The sequence below is a fragment of the Pseudomonas sp. PVC-3-1 genome, from assembly GCF_057444315.1.
The window spans coordinates 1,325,940-1,350,163 of sequence record NZ_CM172023.1 but is presented as its reverse complement, the minus strand read 5'-3'; the positions used below and the strand labels follow the sequence as shown (position 1 = coordinate 1,350,163).

Sequence of the window (24,224 nt, the reverse complement as noted above, 5' to 3'; positions counted from 1 at the left end):
CTGCAAAATCGCCCCATAACAACAAGGAGTTGCCGCATGAAACGCACTTTGACTGTCCTCGCTGTCGTCATCGCCGCTGCAACGGCCGGTGGCGGCTGGTACCTGCACGGCAAGCAGCCGGTACGCGACGGACAACTGCCCCTGGCCGGCCTCGCCAGCGAAGTCACGGTCCGCTACGACGAGCGCGGCGTGCCGCACATCAAGGCTGGAAGCGAGGAGGACATGTACCGGGCGATCGGTTATGTCCACGCCCAGGACCGCCTGTTCCAGATGGAAATCCTGCGACGTCTGTCCCGTGGCGAGCTGGCAGAGGTGCTCGGGCCCAAGCTGGTGGACACCGACCGCATGTTCCGCAGCCTGCGCATTCGCGACCACGCGGCGGAGTACGTCAAGACCCAGGACAAGAACTCCCCGGCCTGGAAGGCGCTGGTCGCCTACCTGGACGGCGTCAACCAGTTCCAGGACAGCCACCCGCGCCCCGTGGAGTTCGACATCCTCGGCATTCCCAAGCGCCCGTTCACGCCCGAAGACACCGTCAGCGTCGCCGGCTACATGGCCTACAGCTTTGCTGCCGCCTTCCGCACCGAGCCGGTGCTGACCTACGTGCGCGACGAACTGGGCGCGGACTACCTGAAGGTCTTCGATCTCGACTGGCATCCCGAAGGCGTGATGACTCCCAAGGCGCTGGCCGCCGCCGACTGGCAGGACCTCAGCGCCATTGCCCGGCTGAGCCACGCGGCGCTGGAGAAGGCCGGCCTGCCGCAGTTCGAGGGCAGCAACGCCTGGGCCGTCTCCGGCAGCCGCACCAAGAGCGGCAAGCCGTTGCTCGCGGGCGACCCGCACATCCGCTTCGCCGTGCCGGCGGTGTGGTACGAGATGCAGGCCAGCGCACCGGGCTTCGAACTGTACGGTCACTATCAGGCGCTCAACCCCTTCGCCTCGCTCGGCCACAATCTGCAGTTCGGCTGGAGCCTGACGATGTTCCAGAACGACGACGTCGATCTGGTCGCCGAGAAGGTCAACCCGGACAACCCCAACCAGGTCTGGTACCACGGGCAGTGGGCGGATCTGAAGAGCGAAGAACAGAGCATCGCGGTGAAGGGCGAGGCGCCGGTGAAGATCATCCTGCGCAGCTCGCCCCATGGCCCGCTGGTCAACGATGCGCTGGGCACCGCCTCGGGCAAGACGCCGGTGTCCATGTGGTGGGCCTTCCTGGAAACCCAGAATCCCATCCTCGACGCCTTCTACGAGCTGAACCGCGCCGACACTCTGGCCAAGGCGCGCACGGCCGCCTCGAAGATCCAGTCGCCAGGCCTCAACGTGGTCTGGGCCAACGCCCGTGGCGACATCGGCTGGTGGGCCTCGGCGCAGCTGCCGGTGCGCCCGGACGGGGTCAACCCGAACTTCCTGCTCGACGGCGCCAGCGGCCAGGCCGACAAGACCGGCTTCTACCCCTTCAGCGAGAACCCGCAGGAAGAAAACCCGGCGCGCGGCTACATCGTCTCCGCCAACTTCCAGCCGGTACCGGCCAACGGCCGCCCCGTGCCCGGCTACTACAACCTGCCCGATCGCGGCCAGCAGTTGAACAAGCGCCTGGCCGACGATTCGGTGAAGTGGGACCTGCAGAACAGCCAGGCGCTGCAACTGGACACCGCTACCGGCTACGGCCCGCGCTTCCTCAAGCCGGTGCTGCCGATCCTGCGTGAAGCTGCCGGAACCGACGAGGAGAAGGCACTGGTGGAGAACCTGGCCAACTGGCAGGGCGACCACCCGCTGGACTCCGTGACCGCCACTCTGTTCAACCAGTTGCTCTATCAGGTAGCCGACGGCGCCATGCGCGACGAGATGGGCGACGCCTTCTTCGACAACCTGCTGTCCACCCGTGTGCTCGACGTGGCCCTGCCGCGCCTGGCCGCCGACGAGAATTCGCCCTGGTGGGACAACCGCAAGACGCCGCAGAAGGAAACTCGCGCTGATATCGTCAAGGCCGCCTGGAAGGACAGCCTGGCGCACCTGCGCACCACCCTAGGCCAGGATTCGAAGCAATGGCAGTGGGGCAAGGCGCACACCCTGACCCACGGCCACCCGCTGGGTCAGCAGAAGCCGCTGGACCGTATCTTCAACGTCGGCCCGTTCGCCGCGCCGGGTGGTCACGAGGTACCGAACAACCTCTCCGCCCGCGTCGGCCCGGCTCCCTGGCAGGTGATCTACGGCCCGTCCACCCGTCGCCTGATCGACTTCGCCGACCCGGCCCACAGCCTGGGCATCAACCCGGTGGGTCAGAGCGGCGTGCCCTTCGACAAGCACTACGACGACCAGGCCGAGGCCTATATCGAGGGCCAATACCTGCCGCAGCACTATGACGACAACGAGGTGAAGGCCAACACCAAGGGCATCCTGCGGCTGATTCCCGTCCGTCGCTGAAGCGTCTTCGACAAGAACCGCCCATAAATGAAAAACCCCGCTCCTGCGGGGTTTTTCATGGGTGTGTTGTAGAGAGTGTTGCGGGAGATGCCGAAGCTCCCTGGCGCTTTATTTCCCCAAGGGATAACGATCGGGGTGTTGTATTGGGCGCCGTCTCCCGCACGGAGTGCCATAAGGCGTCACTGGAAGTTTGCCGGCTACGCGGTCCGGTCCTGGTTCGGGGGGTGACCGGGCAACGCATCCGAACACTTCAAGCGTAGTTCGCAATCGGCCGGGAGCGAGCCTTTGCGACGCACGGATTTTTCCGATAACTCCCGAATTTCCAAGCACTTCGGAATAACGTGTGAGCAAAAAAACACGGGCCACCCGAAGGTGGCCCGTGGTTCGACAATCGCCGGATACTACCGGCCGACAAGACGGCGTCAGGCGGTGGCTGTCGAACCCTTCTGCCAATCGGTCGCGTTGGACTCCATGGCTTCCTGGATCGCACGCTTGCGACGCTCCTCGGCCTGGCGAGTGAAGTACCAGGCGAAGAAGGTGAACAGCGAGACGGTCAGCAGGATCAGGCTGGCGACGGCGTTGATCTCCGGCTTCACGCCCAGGCGCACGGCGGAGAACACTTCCATCGGCAGGGTGGTGGAGCCAGGACCGGACACGAAGCTGGCCAGTACCAGGTCATCCAGCGACAGCGCGAAGGACATCATGCCGCCCGCCGCCAGCGACGGGGCGATCATCGGGATGGTGATCAGCATGAACACTTTCCAGGGCTTGGCGCCCAGGTCCATGGCCGCTTCCTCGATGGACAGGTCCAGCTCACGCAGACGCGCCGACACCACCACCGCCACGTAGGACGAGCAGAAGCTGGTGTGGGCGATCCAGATGGTCACGATGCCGCGCTCCTGCGGCCAGCCGATCAGCTGGGCCATGGCAACGAACAGCAGCAGCAGCGACAGACCGGTGATCACCTCGGGCATGACCAGCGGCGCGGTAACCATGCCGCCGAACAGCGTGCGGCCACGGAAGCGCGGGATGCGGGTCAGCACGAAGGCGGCCAGGGTACCCAGGGCCACCGAGGAGATCGCGGTGTAGCAGGCGATCTCCAGCGAGCGGAATACCGAGCCGACCAGTTGCTGGTTGTCCAGCAGGCCGACGTACCACTTCACCGACCAGCCGCCCCACACGGTCACCAGCTTGGAGCCGTTGAACGAGTAGATGACCAGGATGAGCATCGGCACGTAGATGAAGAGCAGGCCCAACACCAGCATGATGTTGGAGAACGACCAACGCTTGTTCATACCTTGCCCTCCAGCTCTTTAGCCTGGTTCTTGTTAAAGAGGATGATGGGGATGATCAGGATTGCCAGCATCACCACGGCAAGGGCAGACGCCACCGGCCAGTCACGGTTGTTGAAGAACTCCTGCCACAGCACCTTGCCGATCATCAGCGTCTCGGGGCCGCCCAGCAGTTCCGGGATCACGAACTCGCCCACCGCCGGGATGAACACCAGCATGCAGCCGGCGATGATGCCGTTCTTGGACAGCGGGACGGTGATCTTCCAGAAGCTGGTGAAGCTGCGCGCGCCGAGGTCGGAGGCGGCTTCCAGCAGGCTCATGTCGTGCTTCACCAGGTTGGCGTAGAGCGGCATGACCATGAAGGGCAGGTACGAGTAGACGATACCGATGTACACCGCGAAGTTGGTGTTCAGGATCGTCAGCGGCTCGTTGATGATGCCCAGCCACATCAGGAAGCTGTTGAGCAGGCCGTTGTTGGACAGGATGCCCATCCAGGCGTACACACGGATCAGGATCGCCGTCCAGGTCGGCATCATGATCAGCAGCAGCAGGACGGTCTGCATTTCCTTGCTGGCGCGGGCGATGGCGTAGGCCATCGGATAACCGATCACAAGGCAGAGGAAAGTGCTGATCGCCGCCATCTTCAGCGAGCCCAGGTAGGCGTCGATGTAGAGCGGGTCGTCCGTCAGCATCAGGTAGTTGCCCAGGTTCATCACGACCTGGAGCGTCTGGTCGGCGTACTGGAACACTTCGGTGTACGGCGGAATGGCCACGTCCGCTGCCGCCAGACTGATCTTCAGCACGATGGCGAAGGGCAGCAGGAAGAACAGGAACAGCCAGAAGAACGGCACACCGATCACGGCATGCCGGCCGTTCGGCAGGCGTTTCATGAGCGATTTGCTGATGTTCATGATTGCAGTACCACACCGCTGTCGTCGTACCAACTGATGTAAACCGGCTGGTCCCAGGTCGGACGCGCCACGTGGCGCTCGGCGTTGGCCATGAAGGCCTGGACGATGAAGCCGGAGGCCAGCTTGATGTAGTACACCGAGTGACCGCCCAGGTAGGCGATGTCATGGACGGTGCCCTGGGCGACGTTGAAGCCTTCGTGCTCCAGGTTGTCAGGCTTCTGCGCGCTGACCATGACCTTTTCCGGACGCAGCGCGTAGGTGATGCGCTTGTTCTCGGCACGGGTGCTGATCCCGTGGCCGATGTAGATCGGGTTTTCCAGCTGCGGACAGGCAATGACCGCGTGGTCCTGCAGGTCTTCGACGATCTCGCCGTCGAACAGGTTGACGTTGCCGATGAACTCGCAGATCAGGCGGCTGGCCGGAGTCTCGTAGATGTCCATCGGGCTGCCGATCTGCTCGATGCAACCCAGGTGCATGATGGCGATGCGCTGGGCCATGGTCATGGCCTCTTCCTGGTCGTGGGTCACCATTACGCAGGTCACGCCCACGCGCTCGATGATCTCCACCAGTTCCAGCTGCATCTGCGAACGCAGTTTCTTGTCCAGTGCGCCCATGGGCTCGTCGAGCAGCAGCAGCTTCGGACGCTTGGCCAGGGAGCGGGCCAGGGCCACGCGCTGACGCTGGCCGCCGGAGAGCTGGTGCGGCTTGCGCTTGGCGTATTGGGTCATCTGCACGAGCTTGAGCATCTCGTCGACGATCTTGTCGATTTCCGCCTTGGGCAGGCCGTCCTGCTTCAGGCCGAAGGCGATGTTCTGCGCCACGCTCATGTGGGGGAACAAGGCGTACGACTGGAACATCATGTTGATCGGCCGCTCATAGGGCGGCAGGTCGGTAATGTCCTGGCCATCGAGGAAGATGCGACCTTCAGTGGGACGCTCGAAACCAGCCAGCATGCGAAGCAGGGTCGACTTGCCCGAACCCGAACCACCCAGCAGGGCGAAGATCTCGCCCTTCTTGATGTCCAGAGACACGCTGTCCACAGCCAGCGTTTCGTCGAACTGCTTGCTGACCCGGTCGATTTTTACCAGAACCTCTTTCGGTTTCTGGTCGCCACTCAAGGCTTTCTTGTAGGCACCGGAGGCTATTGCCATTACCACAACTCCCAAATCATAGAGGCCCGGCCCCCGCGGCCGGGCATGCTTGGTATTACTCAGGGCTGGCGCAGTTTACGTGCGCCGGAAAACCTTTCGAGAGGCTCTCCGACGCTCCGTGCCCGCGCGGACGGATTTGGGGAAACCCGTCTTACTTGCCCGACTTGATCTTGGTCCAGGAACGGGTCATGAGGCGCAGGATCTTCGGCGGCAGCTCATGCTGCACGAAGAGTTTGTCGAGAACCTCCTGGGATGGGTACACCTCAGGATTGTTGCGCACGGACTCATCCATGAATTCGCCAGCCTTGGGGTTCGGGTTGGCGTAACCGACGTAATCGCTGACCTTGGCGATTACTTCGGGTTTGAGCAGGTAATTGATGAACGCGTGAGCCGCCTTCGGGTTGGAGGCATCCTTCGGCACGGCGAGGATGTCGAACCAGAGGTTGGCGCCTTCCTTGGGAATGGCGTAGGCGATGTTCACGCCCTTGCCGGCTTCCTTGGCGCGGTTGGCAGCCTGGAACACGTCGCCGGAGAAACCGGCCGCGACGCAGATGTTGCCGTTGGCGAGGTCCGAGATGTACTTGGAGGAGTGGAAGTAGGTGACGTACGGGCGCACCGCCATCAGCTTCTCTTCCACCTTCTTGTAGTCATCCGGGTTGGTGCTGTTGGGGTCCAGCCCCATGTACTTGAGCACAGCCGGCATCATCTCGTCGCCCGAATCGAGGAAGGCGACGCCGCACTGGCTGAGCTTCTTCATGTTCTCGGGCTCGAAGAGGACAGCCCACGAATCGATGGTGTCGACACCCAGCACGGCCTTGACCTTCTCGACGTTGTAGCCGATGCCGTTGGTGCCCCACAGGTACGGCACGCCGTACAGGTTGCCCGGGTCGTTGGCCTCGAGCTGCTTCATCAGGTGCGGGTCGAGGTTCGACCAGTTCGGCAGCTGGGTCTTGTCCAGCTTCTGGAACGCACCGGCCTTGATCTGGCGACCGAGGAAGTGGTTGGACGGCACGACCACGTCATAGCCGGTACGACCGGCCAGCAGCTTGCCTTCCAGGGTTTCGTTGGAGTCGAAGACGTCGTACACCGGCTTGATACCGGTTTCCTTCTCGAAATCGGCGAGGGTGGTTTCACCGATGTAGTCCGACCAGTTGTAGATATGGACGGTCTGCTGCGCCTGTGCCAGCGAAGTCAGGCCGAAGACGGAGACTGCAGCGATCAGGGTTCTGCGGAAGGGAATGCGCACACGTGAGTCCTCTCGTTGTTTTTAACTACTTCAGTCGGTTGCTGCCGGGGTTTCGACGGCCGGTCCGTGGGTAGCGCCGAACCCTTCATCAGCACGAGAGCGCCAGGGCTTGCGCAGCCATTCCACCGATGGAAGCTGTTTGTTGCTGCCGGTAGCGGCGAGGGAGGGCACTCCCCCACCGCTGTCCCGGACCATCCACTGCCGCGCCAGGCGGCAGCGGCTACCCGATTACTTGCCGGACTTGATGGTGGTCCAGCTGCGGGTCATCAGACGCTGGGTCTTCGCCGGCAGATCCGGGAAGGCGTACAGCTTCTTCATGGTTTCCGGAGTCGGATACACGCCCGGGTCGTTGCGGATCGCCTCGCTCACCAGCGGGGTAGCCGCGGCGTTGCCGTTCGGGAACTGCACGACGTTGGTGATCTCGGACATGACGGCCGGCTCGAGCAGGAAGTTGATCCACTTCAGCGCGGCTTCCTGGTTCTCGGCATCCTTCGGAATGGCAACGGTGTCGAAGAACGCGCCGGCACCTTCCTTCGGAATGTTGTACTTCACGGTGACCTTGTTCTTGGCTTCTTCAGCGCGGGACTTGGCCTGGTACACGTCGCCCGAGTAACCGATGGCCACGCAGATGTTGCCGTTGGCGATGTCGGAGATGTACTTGGAGGAGTGGAAGTAGGAGACGTACGGACGAATCTTCAGGAACAGCGCTTCGGCTTCCTTCAGCTCTTTCGGGTCCTGGCTATCGGGCTTGTAACCCAGGTAGTGCAGGGCGGCCGGGAGCATTTCGGTCGGCGAGTCGAGGAAGCTCACGCCACATGCCTTCAGCTTCTGGATGTTCTCCGGCTTGAATACCAGGTCCCAGGAGTCCACCGGGGCGTTGTCGCCCAGTGCGGCCTTGACCTTGTCCGGGTTGTAGCCGATGCCGATGGTGCCCCACATGTAGGGGATCGCGTACTGGTTGCCCGGGTCGCTGATCTCCAGGGTCTTCATGATGTCCGGATTCAGGTTCTTCCAGTTCGGCAGCTTGGACTTGTCCAGCGGCACATACACGCCCGCCTTGATCTGCTTGGCCAGGAAGGAGTTGGACGGCACCACGATGTCATAGCCCGATTTGCCGGCCAGCAGCTTGGCTTCCAGCACTTCGTTGCTGTCGTAGACGTCGTAGACGACCTTGATTCCGGTTTCCTTGGTGAATTTGTCGACCGTGTCCGGCGCGATGTAGTCCGACCAGTTGTAAACGTGCAGCACCTTGTCATCTGCCTGCGCCATACCAGCCACAGCGCCCGCCAGCGTTACAGCGAGCAGGGATTTGCCGAAGGTCTTGAACATGCGGGTAGCTCCGTTTGTTTTTTTGATGTTCCGGGTGGCGTGGACATCTCCTTCCGTCACCACCCGGTGAGCCTGGCCAACGCACAGGCGCAGTCTGTCAAAGGTCCGGTGAAAGACTCAAGACAGAACGGCTGCGGCGGTTTGATCGAGGCACTTGCGCGCCAGGGTGATCAGGTCATCGATCTGCGATTTCTCGATCACCAGCGGCGGCGAGATAATCATAGTGTCTCCCACCGCGCGCATGATCAGACCATTACGGAAGCAGTGCTCGCGGCACAGCATCCCGACACCCTTGCCTTCGAAGCGCTCGCGGGTCTTCTTGTTCTTCACCAGCTCCAGTGCTGCCACCAGGCCTACCCCGCGGGCTTCGCCTACCAGGGGATGGTCGGCCAGCTCTTGCCAGCGCTGCTGCAAATACGGTGCCGTTTCGTTCTTCACACGCTCGACAATCTTCTCTTCACGCAGGATGCGGATGTTCTCCAGCGCCACCGCAGCGGCTACCGGGTGACCAGAGTAAGTGAAGCCGTGATAGAACTCCCCACCCTCATTCAGGGTATGGACGATCTCGTCGCGAACGATCACACCGCCCATGGGGATGTAGCCGCTGGTCAGGCCCTTGGCGATCGGCATCAGGTCCGGGGCGTTGCCGAAGTACTGGCTGCCGAACCATTCGCCGGTACGGCCGAAGCCGCAGATGACTTCGTCGGCGATGAACAGGATGTCGTACTTGGCGAGGATCTCGCGGATCTTCGGCCAGTAGGTTTTCGGCGGAATGATCACGCCGCCCGCGCCCTGCAGGGGCTCGGCGATGAAGGCGGCGACCTTGTCTTCGCCGACTTCGAGAATCTTCTTCTCCAGCTGCTCGGCAGCCCAGACGCCGAACTCTTCCGGGTCCATGTCGCCGCCTTCGCCGAACCAGTACGGTTGGGCGATGTGCTCGATGCCGGGGATCGGCAGGTCGCCCTGCTCGTGCAGCGCCTTCATGCCGCCCAGGCTGACGCCGGCGACGGTGGAGCCGTGGTAACCGTTCCAGCGACCGATGACTACTTTCTTCTGCGGCTGACCCTTGATGGTCCAGTAGTGGCGAACCATGCGCAGCACGGTGTCGTTGGACTCCGAGCCCGAGCCGGTGAAGAACACGTGGTTCATGCCTTCGGGGGCGATGTCGGCGATGGCCTTGGACAGCTCCAGCACTGGCGGGTGGGCGGTCTGGAAGAACAGGTTGTAGTAGGGCAGTTCCTGCATCTGCTTGTAGGCGACTTCAGCAAGTTCCTTGCGACCGTAGCCGACGTTCACGCACCACAGGCCAGCCATGCCGTCGAGGATCTTGTTGCCCTCGCTGTCCCACAGGTACACGCCTTCGGCCTTGGTGATGATGCGCGCACCTTTCTCGTTCAGCTGCTTGTAGTCGGTGAACGGGGCCAGGTGGTGATCGCGGCTGAGCGCCTGCCAGTGTTGGGTGTTGGCGCTGGTCTGGTTAGTCATCTTGATAAAACCTCTTTTCTAAGAAACACGGGGCCCGGCCACGCGCCGGACCCCACGCCGATCAGACAGAAAGCAGGAGGAACTCGCGCTCCCAGGAACTGATTACTCGCTTGAAGTTCTCGTGCTCGGCGCGCTTCACCGCGACGTAGCCCCGAATGAACTTGTCACCCAGGTATTTCTCCAGGGTCTTGCTACCTTCCATGCACTCCAGGGCGGCCTCGATGGTCAGCGGCAGGCGCAGGTTACGCCGTTCATAGCCACGGCCTTTGACCTGAGCACTGGGTTTGAGGCCTTCGACCATGCCGATGTAGCCGCACAGCAGGCTGGCGGCCAGGGCCAGGTACGGGTTGGCGTCGGCGCCGGCCAGGCGATTCTCCACGCGGCGGTTGTCCGGGGTGGAATCCGGTACGCGCAGGCCCACGGTGCGGTTCTCTTCGCCCCACTCCACGTTCACCGGCGCCGAGGTATCGGGCAGGAAGCGGCGGAACGAGTTGACGTTCGGGGCGAACAGCGGCAGCGCCTCGGGGATCAGCTTCTGCAGGCCGCCGATGTGGTGCAGGAACAGCTCGCTCATGCTGCCGTCGGCGTTGGAGAAGATGTTCTTGCCAGTCTTGATGTCGACGATGCTCTGGTGCAGGTGCATGGCACTGCCCGGCTCGCCGGTCATCGGCTTGGCCATGAAGGTCGCGGCCACATTGTGCTTGAGGGCGGCCTCGCGCATGGTGCGCTTGAACACTACAATCTGGTCGGCCAGGTCCAGGGCATCGCCGTGACGGAAGTTGATTTCCATCTGCGCAGTGCCTTCTTCATGGATCAGGGTGTCCAGATCCAGGCCCTGCAGCTCGCACCAGTCGTACATGTCCTCGAACAGCGGGTCGAATTCGTTCGCCGCGTCGATGGAGAAGGACTGGCGACCAGTCTCCTGGCGGCCGGAACGGCCGATCGGAGCCTGCAGCGGGTAGTCGGGGTCGTCGCTGCGCTTGGTCAGGTAGAACTCCATCTCCGGCGCCACGATCGGCTTCCAGCCCTTGTCGGCGTAAAGCTGGAGCACGCGCTTGAGCACGTTGCGCGGCGACAGCTCGATGGGGTTGCCCAGCTTGTCGTAGGTGTCGTGGATGACCATCGCAGTCGGCTCGATGGCCCAGGGGACGAGGAACACGGCATTCTCGTCCGGACGGCAGACCATATCGATGTCGGCCGGGTCCAGCAGGTCGTAATAGATGTCGTCTTCGACGTAATCACCGGTCACGGTCTGCAGGAGAACACTTTCCGGCAGGCGCATGCCCTTCTCGTTGAGGAATTTCGCGGTCGGCGCGATCTTGCCCCGGGCAATCCCGGTCAGGTCGGCGATCATGCATTCCACTTCAGTGATCTTGCGTTCCTTCAACCAGCCACTGAGCTGGTCTAACTTGCTAGTCATAAAGACCTCAGGGTTTGAGAGCCCGGCCCCAACGCCGGACTCAGCGGTTCCCCGCCCTCTTGCTGCAGGCTTTGCCGAATGCCTGGAAGATAGCGAGATAGTTGGGGTTCGTTTCGACCTGCCATTCCGGGTGCCACTGCACCCCGACGGCAAAGGCCGCACCTTCGACGGAGAAGGCTTCAACCAACCCGTCAGGCGCCAGAGCTTCTACACGAAGGCCGGGCGCCAGACGATCAACGCCCTGGCCGTGAATAGAGTTGACCTGGAACTGCGAGGGTAGCCCGATACCGGCGAAAACGCCGCCCGGCTGCACGTCGACGACGTGCCGCAGACCATATTGGATTTCGATCGGCTCACCGGCGGGTTCGCGGTGGTCCATGAAGCCTTCGACTTCGTGCACCTTCTGGTGCAGCGAACCGCCGAAGGCGACGTTCATTTCCTGGAAACCGCGGCAGATGCCCAGCACCGGAATCCCGGCCGCGACGGCGCGGCGGATCAGCGGCAGCGTCGTGCTGTCGCGCTCGGGATCATGAGGGGTGCCTGCAATGCTGGCGGAGCCACTATAATGATGAGGCTCGACGTTCGACGCCGAGCCTGTGAAGAGCAGGCCGTCGAACGCGGCCAACATGTCTTCCTGGTCGATGGCATCGCCCAGGGAGGGAATGATCAAAGGAATGCCCGAGGCCCCGGAGATCAGCGCTCTGAGGTATTTGTCGCCAGCAACATGGTAGGGTTTGGAACCGATCTGCTTGATGCAGGCGGACACGCCGATTAACGGCAGGCGAGACATGGGACACCCGTGTTTGTAAGTGTTATGGGCTTGAGGCCGAGCTTAGCCTTGTTCATTTTTTTACACAATAGCCATGTAAAAAATCAAACACGCCCCACTGAACAGCCCGCCAGCAAAGGCTCTCCGCTCATCAAAAGCGGCTCGAAACGCCCCAAAAACGGCCCATCCCGACCGATGCGCCCCACTTTGGTGCGACATTGACAACCCTTGCCAATTCGGATTGACTCACACCTCAGCTTTCGAATGATTGAAATTTTTAACAATAAAGGTGTTACATCATGTCGGTACCCCAGAGTGCCGTGTCGCTCGAAGAAGCGAGTGAGTTCCTGAAGGAACACCCCGAGGTCCAGTTCGTCGACCTCCTTATTGCAGACATGAATGGTGTGGTCCGCGGCAAGCGCATCGAACGCACCAACCTGCCCAAAGTCTATGAGAAGGGCATCAACCTCCCCGCCTCTCTCTTCGCTCTCGACATCACCGGCTCCACCGTAGAAAGCACCGGCCTCGGCCTGGACATTGGCGACGCGGATCGCGTCTGTTTCCCAATCCCCAACACTCTTTCCATGGAACCCTGGCAGAAGCGCCCAACCGCGCAGCTGCTGATGACCATGCACGAAATGGAAGAACGCACGCCGTTCTTCGCCGACCCGCGTGAAGTGCTGCGCCAAGTGGTGCAGAAGTTCACCGACATCGGCCTGACCATCGTCGCGGCCTTCGAGCTGGAGTTCTACCTGATCGACCAGGAGAACGTGAACGGCCGTCCGCAGCCGCCGCGCTCGCCGATCTCGGGCAAGCGTCCGCAATCGGTCCAGGTCTACTCCATCGACGACCTCGACGAGTACGCCGACTGCCTGCAGGACATCATCGACGGCGCCCGCGCCCAGGGCATCCCGGCCGACGCCATCGTCAAGGAAAGCGCCCCGGCCCAGTTCGAAGTCAACATGCACCACGTTGACGACGCCCTGAAGGCCTGCGACTACGCAGTCCTGCTCAAGCGCCTGATCAAGAACGTCGCCTACGACCACGAGATGGACTCGACCTTCATGGCCAAGCCCTACCCGGGTCAGGCTGGCAACGGTCTGCACGTCCACGTCTCGCTGCTCGACAAGGACGGCAAGAACATCTTCACCAGCGAGGATCCCGAGCAGAACGCCGCGTTGCGCCACGCGATCGGCGGTGTGCTCGAGACCCTGCCGGCGTCGATGGCGTTCCTCTGCCCGAACGTCAACTCGTACCGCCGTTTCGGTTCGGCCTTCTTCGTGCCGAACGCACCGAGCTGGGGCCTGGACAACCGTACCGTCGCCCTGCGCGTGCCGACCGGAGCGCCGGAAGCGGTGCGCCTGGAGCACCGCGTCGCCGGCGCCGACGCCAACCCGTACCTGCTGCTCTCGGCGGTACTGGCGGGTGTCCACCACGGCCTGACCAACAAGGTCGAGCCGGGCGCGCCGATCGAAGGCAACGCCTACGAGCAGCTGGAACAGAGCCTGCCGAACAATTTGCGCGATGCCCTGCGCGAGCTGGACGACAGCGACGTGATGAACAAGTACATCAGCCCCGAGTACATCGACATCTTCGTCGCGTGCAAGGAGCATGAGATGCAGGAGTTCGAGTATTCGATCTCCGATCTCGAGTACAACTGGTACTTGCACACCGTATAAGTGGTAATCGAAACGCCGGCCCTCGCGCCGGCGTTTCCTTGTGCCTCTGGCACATCCGGGGAACTGCGACATCGCAACGGCGAGGAGGGGCGCCAGGGCGAGTCATATCCGTCGTTCCTTCCTGCTCGCGATGTCTCCATCCGCCCGCCTGGGCGCCATCGCGTCTGTCGTGTCTTTGCTGTTGCGCTTTCGAGCGGCTGATGCCGCATCCGCTGATTACGTGGTTCATTCAGGGAGATCGCCAATGCCACGCCTGTACGCCTTGATTCTGATGCTGCTGTGCCCGCTGTCCGCCTGGGCAGACCAGGTCATCCGCGTCTACAACTGGAACGACTACATTGCCCCCGAAGTGCTCAAGGACTTCGAGAAGGACACCGGCATTCGAGTCGAGTACACCACCTACAGCACCGCCGAAGAGGTCAAGAAGGCCCTGGAGAGCGGTGAGAAGATCGACGTCGCCGTGCCTTCGCACAACGACCTGCCAGCGCTGATCCGCGACAAGCGCATCCAGGCGCTGGACTTCAGCAAGCTGCCCAATCGCAGCCACCTCGACACCCAGTTGCTGAGCAAACTGGCCGCCGTCGACCCCAACAACCAGCACGCCGTGCCCTATCTGTGGGGCGCCGTGGGCCTGGCAATCAACGAGCCCGAGGCGGAAAAGGCCTACGGCGGCAAGCTGCCCGACAGCTGGAGCATCCTCTTCGACCCGCAGCAGAGCCAGCGCCTGAAGGCCTGCGGCATGAGCCTGCTGGATGCGCCGGACGAAGCCTTTTCGGTGCTGATGAACTACCAGGGCCGCAACTTCGCCCGTAGCGCGCCGTCGCAGATTCGCCGCGCCGGCGAGGTGCTCGCCGAACTGCGGCCGAACCTGCGCTACATCGACAGTGAGCGCTATATCCAGGACCTCAACGCCGGCAAGCTGTGCGTTGCCATGGCCTGGGTCGGCGATGCGCTGGGCGCCGCCAACGCCGGCCAGCCGGTGCGCTTCGTGGTGCCGCAGGAAGGCTCGGTGCTGTTCATCGACAACCTGGTGGTCCCCACCGCCTCCGAACACCCGGACCTGGCGCTCAAGTTCATCGACTACCTGATGCAACCCAAGGTCGCCGCGCAGATCACCGCCGCCACCCTCTATCCCAACGGCAACAAGGACTCCGCGCAGTTCCTCGACGCCGCCTTGCGCGACCAGCCGGGCCTGTATCCGGACCAGGAGACCAAGCGTCGCCTGTTCGCCCTGGAAACCGCGCCGGAGAAGACCGCCCCGGTGATCACCGAAGTCTGGGACAAACTGCGCGCCGGCGGCAGCTGACTTGCCGAGCACCCCGGAGCTGGCGTCCAATAGCCGCCCAGCTCCGGAGGTCGTCATGCCCGCTCCCTCTCCCACTCGCAAGCCTCGCGCCAGCAGCCAGGCACGCATCGCCGTGATCCTCGAGGCTGCCCGCGCCCTGCTCGCCGAGAGTGGCGCGGCGAGCCTGTCGATCTACGCGGTGGCCGAGCGCGCAGACATCCCGCCCTCCTCCGTCTACCACTTCTTCCCCAGCGTGCCGGCGCTGCTGCAGGGGCTGACCAGCGACGTTCACGCCGCCTTCCGCGCCTGCCTGGAACAGCCCGTCGACCATGCCACTCTGCGCGACTGGCGCGACCTCGCTCGACTGGTCGAGCAACGCACCCTGGCGGTCTACGCCGAAGACGCCGCTGCCCGCCAACTGATCCTCGCCAGCCACGGCCTCGCCGAAGTCACCCAGGCCGACAGCCAGCACGACGTTCAACTCGGCCAGGCCATGCGCGAACTGTTCGAGCGCCACTTCGAGCTGCCGCCGCTGCCGCAGGACATCGAGGTTTTCAGCCTGGCCATCGAGCTGGGCGATCGCGTCTACGCCCTCTCCGTGCAGCGCCACGGGCAAATCACCGAACGCCTGGCCGAAGAAGGCATGCGGGTGATCGACGCCTACCTGTCGCTGTACCTGCCACCCTGCCTGCCAAAACGACCGTCGCCCCTTAAATAATCGATTTTTATCCGATAAATATCCGGATGGACGGGCGAAATATTTCATGATCGCCCTTCATAAACCGATTTTTATCGGATATAAATTCTCCCACCCTGGGAGAGTCCTGACGCGACGCCGTCACTGGCGACCTATACTGGACCGCTCTTGCGGCGCTACCGGCGACGATCTCCCGAATGCCACAACCCTCTCCGTAGGATGGGTGGAGCGCGGCGATATCCATCGATGGCTATCGGCTCGCCCCTTCCTCGCACCACTGACCAAGGACCGCCCCATGACCACGCTGACCAGCACTCCCCGCGCCGATGGCTTCCGCATGCCGGCGGAATGGGAACCCCACACCCAGACCTGGATGGTCTGGCCCGAGCGTCCGGACAACTGGCGCCTGGGCGGCAAGCCTGCGCAGGCCGCCTTCAGCGCCGTGGCCCGCGCCATCGCCCGTTTCGAGCCGGCGACCATCGGCGTTTCCGCCGGCCAGTACGAGAACGCCCGCGCCCAGCTGGCTGACGCGGCCAACATCCGCGTGGTGGAAATCAGCAATGACGACGCCTGGGTGCGCGACACCGGCCCGACCTTCGTCACCAACGGCCAGGGTGACGTGCGCGGCGTGGACTGGACCTTCAACGCCTGGGGCGGCCTGGAAGGCGGCCTGTACTTCCCCTGGCACCACGACGACCAGGTGGCGAGCAAGATCCTCGGCATCGAGCGCTGCGACGGCTACCGCACCGAAGGCTTCGTGCTGGAAGGCGGCTCCATCCACGTCGACGGCGAAGGCACCCTGATCACCACCGAGGAATGCCTGCTCAACCACAACCGCAACCCGCACATGAGCCGCGAAGAAATCGAAGCCGTGCTGCGCGAGCACCTGGCCATCGACACCGTGATCTGGCTGCCGGACGGCCTGTTCAACGACGAGACCGATGGCCACGTCGACAACTTCTGCTGCTACGTGCGCCCGGGTGAAGTCCTGCTGGCCTGGACCGACGATGTGAACGACCCGAACTACGAGCGCTGCCAGGCCGCCATGCGCGTGCTGGAAAGCGCCCGTGACGCCAAGGGCCGCCAGCTGACCGTGCACAAGATCGTCATCCCCGGCCCGATCCACGCGACCGAAGCCGAGTGCGAAGGCATCGACCTGGTGATCGGTACCCAGCCGCGCGATCCGTCGATCCGCCTGGCCGGCTCCTACGTCAACTTCCTGATCGTCAACGGTGGCATCATCGCCCCGCGCTTCGACGACCCGGCGGACGCCGAGGCCGAGGCGACCCTCAAGCGCATCTTCCCCGAGCACGAAATCGTGATGGTGCCCGGCCGCGAGATCCTCCTGGGCGGCGGCAACATCCACTGCATCACCCAGCAGCAGCCGGCGCCGCAGAAACGCTGATTCGCTGATTCGCTGAGTAATGAAAGGCCGTCGCCCCTAACGGAGCGACGGCCTTTTTCATTGGCAGAGGAATGCCTCTGCAGGAGCGAGCTTGCTCGCGAACGGCTTCGCAGCGGGGATCGTTCGCGAGCAAGCTCGCTCCTACAAAAAGCAACGCCCGAAGGTGTGGGGCAGACATGAAAAAGCCGCCGTCTCTTGCGAGAACGGCGGCTTTTTTCAACCCGCGAGGATTACAGCAGCGGGATGGTGTAGCTGACGATCAGACGGTTTTCGTCCTGGTCGCGCTGGGTCGCGGTGCCCGAGCCGCTGACTGGCAGGCCACTGCGCAGCGCAGCGTTCTTCCAGGTGAAGCCCAGGCCCTTGAGGGTGCCATCCGGGATCACGTAGGCCAGGGAAATGTCACGCTCCCACTCGCTCTTGTCGCCGTACTTGGTGTCGATGTTGTCACCATGCAGGTACAGGGTCTGGAAGGTCAGACCCGGCAGGCCGGCCTTGGCGAAGTCGTAGCCGTAGCGGACCTGCCAGGTGCGCTCGCCGGCGCGCTGGAACTTGCCAATCTGCACGTCGGTGATCAGGTAGGCGGTCGAACCCTCGCCATCGCCACGGTTGAGGAACGGGAAGTCGCTATCGCCGCTGAGCACCTGGTAGCCGGCGCCGAAGCTGTGGCCGCTGACGGAGTAAGTGAAGAGGCCGCTGAATGCGCGGTTGTCCACTTCGCCCTTGGTCACACCATTGCCGTAATAGCCGGAGCTGACATAGCCATCGGCGCGGCCGGTGGAACTGCCGTTCTTGCCGTCGGAGCTGCTGTCGAAGGCGCGCAGGTCAGTCTTCAGGACGCCCGGGCCGATAGCCCAGTTGTGCTGCAGGCCCAGGAAATGCTGCTGATAGAAGTCGGTGAGCTGACCGTAGTAGTACTGCAGGGTCAGGTCTTTGTTCAGCTTGTAGTCGCCACCGGCGTAGTAGAACTTGTTGCTGTCGCGCGAGCTGGCGGAGCTGCCGTTGGCACCGGCAATGCTCAGGCTGCGGTTGTCGGTGGAGTTACGGCCCTTGGAGTGTTCCAGTTGACCGGCAGTCAGGGTGAAGTCTTTCAGGTCGGTGGAGGTGACCTGGCCGCCTTCGAAGGTGACCGGCAGCAGACGACCATCGTTGTAGGTCACGACCGGCAGCTTGGGCTGCAGGGTGCCGTAACGGAATTCGGTGTTGGACACCTTGGCCTTGGCGGTCAGGCCCAGGCTGCTGAAATCATCCACCGCATCGCCGTGGCTATCCGACGGGAAGACGGTGCCGCCGCGCTGCGAAGAGGACTCGTAGTGAGTGCCGCCGCCGCTGTCGAGCTTCACGCCCAGCAGGCCCAGTGCATCGACGCCGAAGCCGACGGTGCCTTCGGTGAAGCCGGAGCTGTAGTTGAGCAGGAAGCCCTGGCCCCACTCTTCCTGCTTGCTCGGGTCGGCGGTGCCGTTACGGTTGTCGGTGTTGATGTAGAAGTTGCGCAGGGTCAGGTTGGCCTTGCTGTCTTCGATGAAGCCGCCGGCGACGGCGGACTGCGCGAGTCCTGCGGCGGCTATGGCGAGCGCGAGGCTCGATTGCGTGAGAGTGCGGCTTTTCATTGGAATTTCCCCATTTTATTGATCTTGGAAACACACCATTCGCAACGACGACTGGCTCCCCCGGGAGTCCGACCGAATGGCAGGCAGCGGCCACGGCGTGACGAGCACGACGGGCATGCAGGATTCGTTGGTTGTTTCGACGCCCCGCTAGACGGGAACGAAGCGCAGGCAGGCGGACAGGGATACGGCAGAAGATGGGAAGGGCATGGATCGATTCTCGTGTCTTGTTGTTGTGGCGATGCGCTGGGCATTCGCCACCTGACAAGGCAATCCCCAGGCCAACCGGCCTGTCCTGCCCGACACTCCCGTTTTCCGGCCTCCGGCTCGATTTCAGAGCCACTCCCCCAAGGCCAGGTCAGCGGAAAACCGCCACACTACCGCAATGGACTGGCGGTTTATCGCCACCCTCTTCTGCTCTGCCCGAGACAGCTCGCGGCAACGCAGGGCAACGATAAAAGAACCGTCATAAATCCAAAAAGAATTAATTATTAATATGTAATTTCTTTATGGAATATATGATACGCGTCTCGAATGCCTTTGGCAGTCCATCGCTAGTGGTACTCCTGCCAGCAATTTGGTTGTAGGAATCTTCGCCATCAAATGCCAGGCAAAAAAAACCCGCCGGCGCTGCAACGCGGGCGGGTTCGGGACCCTGTGCTAGGGGAAGGCCCCAAAGGAGAGTGGCAGACATCAGTCAGCCTTAAGGAGTGGCGCATCACTGCGCCGGCTGGCGAGATAGTGGCCAGCAGCCTGCAAAGAGTCGATTCCAACAAGCCTCCCTCAGCCGTAGGAAAATTCCCTAGCCGCAGAGACTCGGCGAGACACCCAGGTCAGGCCGGTCCATGGTTGCCCACCGGACCGGCTATGCCATCAGTTGCCGCCAACGGCGGCGCTGGTGCTGACGATGTTGGCCGACGGCAGCAACTGGCTGATGAAACGGTTCCAGCGGGTGATGTTGGCCGGGCCGATGAACACCACGTCCTGCGGCTGCATGGCGAACTCCTTGGCCAGGGCGTAGGCGGTCGGGCGCTTGGCTTCCAGGTGGAAGACCTGGGCCTGGAAGGTGCCCGGTGCGCTACCGGCGACCGATTGCGGGTTGCCGCGGATCACGTAGACCGAGTCACCGTCGGAGGTTTCCGGGGCCAGGCCACCAGCGTTGCCAAGCACTTCCAGCAGTGACAGGCCGGTGGTGCGGTAGGTGACCACCTGCGGACGTTCCACCTCACCCACCACGTAGACTTTCTTGCGGTCGTTGTACGGCAGGTGGATCTGGTCGCCATTCTTCAGGTAGATGCCGCTGAGCGTCGAACCGGAGCGGTTCAGCGCATCGACATCGAGCACGTATTCGCGACCGTCACGCTTGAGCACCAGCCCGGACAGGTCGGCCTCGCCGGTGATCACCCCGGCCTTGCTGACTGCCTGCACCAGGGTGGTCGGCGTGTTGTTCAGTTCGACCTGTCCGCCGTTCTGGAAGGCTCCGGAAAGGACCACGTGCTGGCTGGCGTAACGCAACACGGTGACGTCCACCTGCGGGTCGACGATGCCCTTCTTCGCCAGTTGGCTGGACAGGCGTTTACGCAGCTGCGCCGGTGTCTGGCCTTCGGCGCGCACAACGCCGGCATAGGGGAAGAAGATGTTGCCGTCGGCGCCGACCACACGGCCGTTGGCTTCCATCTGCTGGGTTGAGCCGGGGCTGGTCAGTTCGGGGTGGTCCCAGACGGTCACCAGCAGCACGTCGCCGCCGCCGATCACATAATCCTCCTGGGGCGGACGGTAGTTCGTCAGCTCTGCCGGTACGCCGGGCCTGGCGGCGAAGGCCGCCTCCTGGCGTTGCAGCACCTGGGGCGTGATGGGCACGAGGGTGATGTTCATCCCCTCTTTCTGTGCCTCGCGTTGGATATCGGAGTCCGTCATGTGCTGACCGGGTGAGAACACGCAGCCTTGTAGCGCCAGACTGCCGACTACAAAGCTGAAAGCGAGCAGGTTTTTCATGGCAATCCTTCCTTGAAACGAGTGTGAAAACTCAATAGGCGTTGCGGTGTACGAAACCCTTGAACAGGGTCAGCATGACGATCTTCAGGTCCCACCAGACGGACCAGTTCTCGATGTAGTCCAGATCGAACTCGATGCGTTTCTGCATCTTCTCCAGGGTGTCGGTTTCGCCGCGCCAGCCGTTCACCTGGGCCCAGCCGGTGATGCCTGGCTTGACCTTGTGACGCAGCATGTAGCGGCTGACCTGACGCCGGTATTGCTCGTTGTGCGCCACGGCGTGGGGGCGTGGGCCGACCACTGACATGTCGCCGAGCAAGACGTTGAAGAATTGTGGCAGTTCATCCAGCGAGGTGCGCCGCAGGAAGGCGCCCAGCGGGGTGATGCGGCAATCGTTGCGCGAGGCCTGGGTGACGGCGGCGCCGTCTTCCATGACCGTCATGCTGCGGAATTTCCAGACGCGGATGGGCCGGCCATCCATGCCGTAGCGGGTCTGACGGAACAGCACCGGGCCGCGCGAAGTGAGCTTCACCGCCACCGCGATGAACAGCATGGGCACGGCGATCAGCAGCAGGATCAGCGAGGCCAGCACCACGTCCTCGATTCGCTTGAGCACGGCGTTGGGGCCGTCCATGGGAGTGTCGAAGATGCTGATGGTGGCCAGCCCGTTGATGCTTTCGCTGCGCGCGTGCAGCAGGTCGAACATGAACAGGTCGGGGATCAGGTAGACCGACACCGTGGTGTCGGAGAGCTCGCGGATCAGTTCGTTGAGCAGCGGCTCGCGGGACAGCGGCAGAGTCAGGTAGACCTTGTCGATCTGCCCCGAGCGGGCGGCCTCGATCAGAGCCAGGCGGTCGCCCTTCACCGGCACGCGCTCGCCCAGCTCCATCTGCTGCGGGCGGTCGTCGTAGAAGCCGATCAGGCGCAGCCCCATCCAGGGCGCGGCGAGGATGGTCTCGGCCAGTCGCGCGCCGACTTCGCCGGTGCCATAGATGGCCACGTTACGGCTGTTGAAGCCGTGCCGGCGGGCGACCCGCAGCAGCATGCGGATGGCCAGGCGGTAGCCGCACATGATCAGCAGCGCCGCCGCGAACCAGCCCAGGCGCCGGGGTTCTTCCAGCTCCACGTGGCGCAGGGAGATGTCCAGCAGCAGCACGGCGAAGAACGCCAGTGACCAGTACAGGGTGACGCTCAGCGATTCACGCAGCAGCGACTCACCGCGCCAGGAGCCGTAGAGCTGGTTCAGCTCGCCGAGCCAGTGGAACAGCATCACGCAGAGCAGCACCGAGACCCAGATCTGTGCGTCCAGCACGCCGTTGCCAGCGCTGAGCAGGACCACGCCGGTGAGCACGATCACCAGGATGTCACTCAGGCGATGCGCCAGCGAGATCAGCGACTGGTGCGCGCGCAGGATTCCTTTCGTCTTGTTGGGCATGATGACCTCACGACTGCCGGCGCCGTTCCTGGCGCCGCTGCATCGTTATCGCAGTCCGTTATCGGGCGCAGTGCCGGTGGGCCCTCCTCGGGCTCGCCGGGTGCGGGTTCACTGTCGCTTGTCCAGCAGCAACTGCTGCAGGTAGCGGCCATAGCCGGTCTTGCTCAGGCGCTCGGCCTGCAGGGCCAGCAGCGTCTCGCTGAGCCAGCCCTGCTGGTACGCGATTTCCTCCAGGCAGGCGACCTTCAGTCCCTGGCGTTCCTCGATGGTCTGCACGAAATGACCGGCTTCCATCAGCGACTCGTGGGTGCCGGTATCCAGCCAGGCGAACCCTCGGCCGAGCAGGCTCACGTGCAGTTCGCCGAGCTCCAGGTAGAGGTTGTTGATGTCAGTGATTTCCAGCTCGCCACGGGCCGAAGGGCGAATCTGGCGGGCCATTTCCACGACGCGGTTGTCGTAGAAGTACAGGCCGGTGACGGCATAGTTCGAACGCGGCGCGCGGGGCTTTTCCTCAATGGAAATCGCCCGGCCCTGAGCGTCGAACTCCACCACGCCGAAGCGTGTCGGGTCCGCGACCTGGTAGCCGAACACGGTGGCGCCATGGGGTCGCGCGGCGGCCTCGCGGAGGGTTTCGGTGAAGCCCTGGCCGTAGAAGATGTTGTCACCCAGAACGAGGCAGACCGAGTCGTCGCCGATGAACTGCGAGCCAATCAGGAAGGCCTGCGCCAGCCCATCCGGCGACGGCTGCACGGCGTATTCCAGATGCACCCCGAACTGTTCGCCGTCGCCCAGCAGGGCGCGGAAGTTCGGCAGGTCGGTGGGCGTGCAGATCAGCAGGATGTCGTCGATGCCGGCCAGCATCAGCACCGACAGCGGGTAGTACACCATGGGCTTGTCGTAGATCGGCAGCAGTTGCTTGGACACGCCCAGGGTGATGGGGTGCAACCGCGTGCCGGAGCCGCCGGCGAGAATGATGCCTTTCACGGTCTGCCTCCTTGCTTGGCAATCTGTTTGGCGTCGAAGCGCGCCGGGTAGTCCGAGCGCTCCATCAGAAAGGTGTCGATCAGGCTGGATAGCCGCAGCGCGGAGATATCCCAGGAGTAGCGCAGGACGTTCTCCTGCCCGAGACGGCGCAAGTCGGCGCGCAGCTTGTGGTCAAGCAGCACGCGGCGCAGCGCGGCAGCGATGCCGGGCGGATCGAGGGGGTCGAAGTACACCACCGAGTTGCCCAGCACTTCGGGGATCGAGGCGCTGCTGGCGGCCACCACCGGGCAGCCGCAGGCCTGAGCCTCCAGCGGCGGGATGCCGAAACCTTCATACAGCGACGGGAAGGCAAAGACGGCGGCGTTGCGGTACTGCTCGATCAGTTGATCGTCATCCAGCCGGCCGAGCCAGCGCACCCGGTCGGCCTGCCCGCTCTGCTGCAACTGCCCATCGACGAAGCTGCGGTTGGCCGCGCCGACGATGCGCAATTCGACGTCCAGCTCACCGAGCAGGCGGAAGGCTTCGATCAGCCGGGCGAAGTTCTTGTGCGCGGCCGGCGAGGACACCGCCAGCACATAGGGACGCTCCAGCGCCGCCGGCTCGATGCCGGCGCAGAACTCGGCGGACACCGCATTGGCGATCACGTGGATGCCCTTGGGTTCGACGCCGTAGTGCGTGGCGATCTCCTGGCGGGAGAACTCACTCACCGTGACCTGCGCCAGCGAGCGGCGAAGCAGCAGGGGGATCATCAGGCGGTACAGCGCGCGGAACTTCCAGGAGAAGCTTTCCGGGTGGCGTACGTAGGTGATGTCGTGGTGCGTCATCACCTGCCGCGAGTACGCCAGCGGCGCCGTGCTGCACAGCGAGACCAGCAACGGCCGGCCATGCCGGGCCAGCCACAGCGGCAGGTCGACCTGCTCCCAGAGGTGGCCGCCGTTGCGACCGATCTGTTCGACGTTGAGCTGACGGGCGATCTCCGGGCGAAGGATTTCGCCAGGCGGGGCGACGAAATGAAGGTCGCTGCGCAGCCGCGCCAGCGACAGCGATATCTGCTCGGCGAAGCGCTGTACACCACTTACCTGCTGGGTAAGGAAGCGCGCGTTGATCACGATCATG

At 63.3% G+C, this 24,224-nt stretch carries 18 protein-coding genes; 5 read left to right on the top strand and 13 right to left on the bottom strand.

Going from position 1 to position 24,224, the window contains the following annotated elements:
• Positions 1-36 precede the first annotated feature (36 nt).
• Positions 37-2,424 carry a penicillin acylase family protein gene (locus AC2T4A_RS06375; protein ID WP_486742921.1) on the top strand — a complete coding sequence of 796 codons (2,388 nt, stop codon included), beginning with the start codon at positions 37-39 and terminating at the stop codon, positions 2,422-2,424.
• 422 nt (positions 2,425-2,846) lie between these two features.
• Here AC2T4A_RS06375 and AC2T4A_RS06370 read toward each other — a convergent pair whose 3' ends face one another.
• From AC2T4A_RS06370 to AC2T4A_RS06335, 8 genes are all read right to left on the bottom strand, one after another.
• On the bottom strand, positions 2,847-3,719 hold the full coding sequence (locus AC2T4A_RS06370; RefSeq protein WP_081515243.1) for an ABC transporter permease subunit: 873 nt from the start codon (positions 3,717-3,719) through the stop codon (positions 2,847-2,849).
• A complete protein-coding gene (locus AC2T4A_RS06365) occupies positions 3,716-4,597 on the bottom strand; it encodes an ABC transporter permease subunit (RefSeq protein WP_089285861.1) in 882 nt (293 codons plus the stop codon). Before AC2T4A_RS06365 ends, AC2T4A_RS06370 begins: the two co-directional genes overlap by 4 nt.
• A gap of 26 nt (positions 4,598-4,623) precedes the next feature.
• Positions 4,624-5,778 carry an ABC transporter ATP-binding protein gene (locus tag AC2T4A_RS06360; RefSeq protein WP_416748887.1) on the bottom strand — a complete coding sequence of 385 codons (1,155 nt, stop codon included), beginning with the start codon at positions 5,776-5,778 and terminating at the stop codon, positions 4,624-4,626.
• Positions 5,779-5,929: 151 nt separating this feature from the next.
• Positions 5,930-6,997: a polyamine ABC transporter substrate-binding protein gene (locus AC2T4A_RS06355; protein ID WP_486743654.1), complete on the bottom strand. Its 1,068-nt coding sequence runs from the start codon at positions 6,995-6,997 to the stop codon at positions 5,930-5,932.
• Positions 6,998-7,252: 255 nt separating this feature from the next.
• On the bottom strand, positions 7,253-8,353 hold the full coding sequence (locus AC2T4A_RS06350; RefSeq protein ID WP_416748885.1) for a polyamine ABC transporter substrate-binding protein: 1,101 nt from the start codon (positions 8,351-8,353) through the stop codon (positions 7,253-7,255).
• Positions 8,354-8,470: 117 nt separating this feature from the next.
• Positions 8,471-9,838 carry an aspartate aminotransferase family protein gene (locus AC2T4A_RS06345; RefSeq protein ID WP_045215532.1) on the bottom strand — a complete coding sequence of 456 codons (1,368 nt, stop codon included), beginning with the start codon at positions 9,836-9,838 and terminating at the stop codon, positions 8,471-8,473.
• 61 nt (positions 9,839-9,899) lie between these two features.
• Positions 9,900-11,258, bottom strand: a complete 1,359-nt coding sequence (locus AC2T4A_RS06340; RefSeq protein ID WP_138213740.1) for a glutamine synthetase family protein — start codon at positions 11,256-11,258, stop codon at positions 9,900-9,902.
• Between the two features lie 40 nt (positions 11,259-11,298).
• On the bottom strand, positions 11,299-12,048 hold the full coding sequence (locus AC2T4A_RS06335) for a gamma-glutamyl-gamma-aminobutyrate hydrolase family protein (protein WP_045215528.1): 750 nt from the start codon (positions 12,046-12,048) through the stop codon (positions 11,299-11,301).
• A gap of 278 nt (positions 12,049-12,326) precedes the next feature.
• On the opposite strand from AC2T4A_RS06335, the gene AC2T4A_RS06330 reads away from it, so the two are divergent.
• From AC2T4A_RS06330 to aguA, 4 genes are all read left to right on the top strand, one after another.
• Entirely contained in the window at positions 12,327-13,706 is a 1,380-nt protein-coding gene (locus AC2T4A_RS06330) for a glutamine synthetase family protein (protein WP_024762139.1), read from the top strand.
• Between the two features lie 244 nt (positions 13,707-13,950).
• Positions 13,951-15,012: a polyamine ABC transporter substrate-binding protein gene (locus tag AC2T4A_RS06325; RefSeq protein ID WP_478377662.1), complete on the top strand. Its 1,062-nt coding sequence runs from the start codon at positions 13,951-13,953 to the stop codon at positions 15,010-15,012.
• Positions 15,013-15,067: 55 nt separating this feature from the next.
• Positions 15,068-15,709, top strand: a complete 642-nt coding sequence (locus AC2T4A_RS06320) for a TetR/AcrR family transcriptional regulator (RefSeq protein ID WP_416748880.1) — start codon at positions 15,068-15,070, stop codon at positions 15,707-15,709.
• Positions 15,710-15,983: 274 nt separating this feature from the next.
• Positions 15,984-17,093 (top strand): agmatine deiminase, encoded by a 1,110-nt coding sequence (aguA, locus tag AC2T4A_RS06315; RefSeq protein WP_486742920.1) that lies wholly within the window; start codon positions 15,984-15,986, stop codon positions 17,091-17,093.
• 230 nt (positions 17,094-17,323) lie between these two features.
• Here aguA and AC2T4A_RS06310 read toward each other — a convergent pair whose 3' ends face one another.
• The 5 genes from AC2T4A_RS06310 to AC2T4A_RS06290 form a co-directional block, all read right to left on the bottom strand.
• On the bottom strand, positions 17,324-18,700 hold the full coding sequence (locus tag AC2T4A_RS06310; protein WP_478377661.1) for an OprD family porin: 1,377 nt from the start codon (positions 18,698-18,700) through the stop codon (positions 17,324-17,326).
• An 870-nt stretch (positions 18,701-19,570) separates the two neighbouring features.
• Complete coding sequence (locus AC2T4A_RS06305) at positions 19,571-20,692, bottom strand: polysaccharide biosynthesis/export family protein (protein WP_416748874.1); 1,122 nt, start codon at positions 20,690-20,692, stop codon at positions 19,571-19,573.
• A gap of 31 nt (positions 20,693-20,723) precedes the next feature.
• The gene (locus AC2T4A_RS06300; RefSeq protein WP_478377660.1) at positions 20,724-22,124 is read right to left on the bottom strand and encodes an undecaprenyl-phosphate glucose phosphotransferase; all 1,401 of its coding nucleotides are present in this window, start codon (positions 22,122-22,124) and stop codon (positions 20,724-20,726) included.
• A 108-nt stretch (positions 22,125-22,232) separates the two neighbouring features.
• Positions 22,233-23,108 carry a glucose-1-phosphate thymidylyltransferase RfbA gene (gene rfbA, locus AC2T4A_RS06295; protein ID WP_416748870.1) on the bottom strand — a complete coding sequence of 292 codons (876 nt, stop codon included), beginning with the start codon at positions 23,106-23,108 and terminating at the stop codon, positions 22,233-22,235.
• Positions 23,105-24,223: a glycosyltransferase family 4 protein gene (locus AC2T4A_RS06290; protein ID WP_416748868.1), complete on the bottom strand. Its 1,119-nt coding sequence runs from the start codon at positions 24,221-24,223 to the stop codon at positions 23,105-23,107. The genes rfbA and AC2T4A_RS06290 overlap by 4 nt, the downstream gene beginning before the upstream one ends.
• Between the last annotated feature and the right edge of the window lies 1 nt (position 24,224).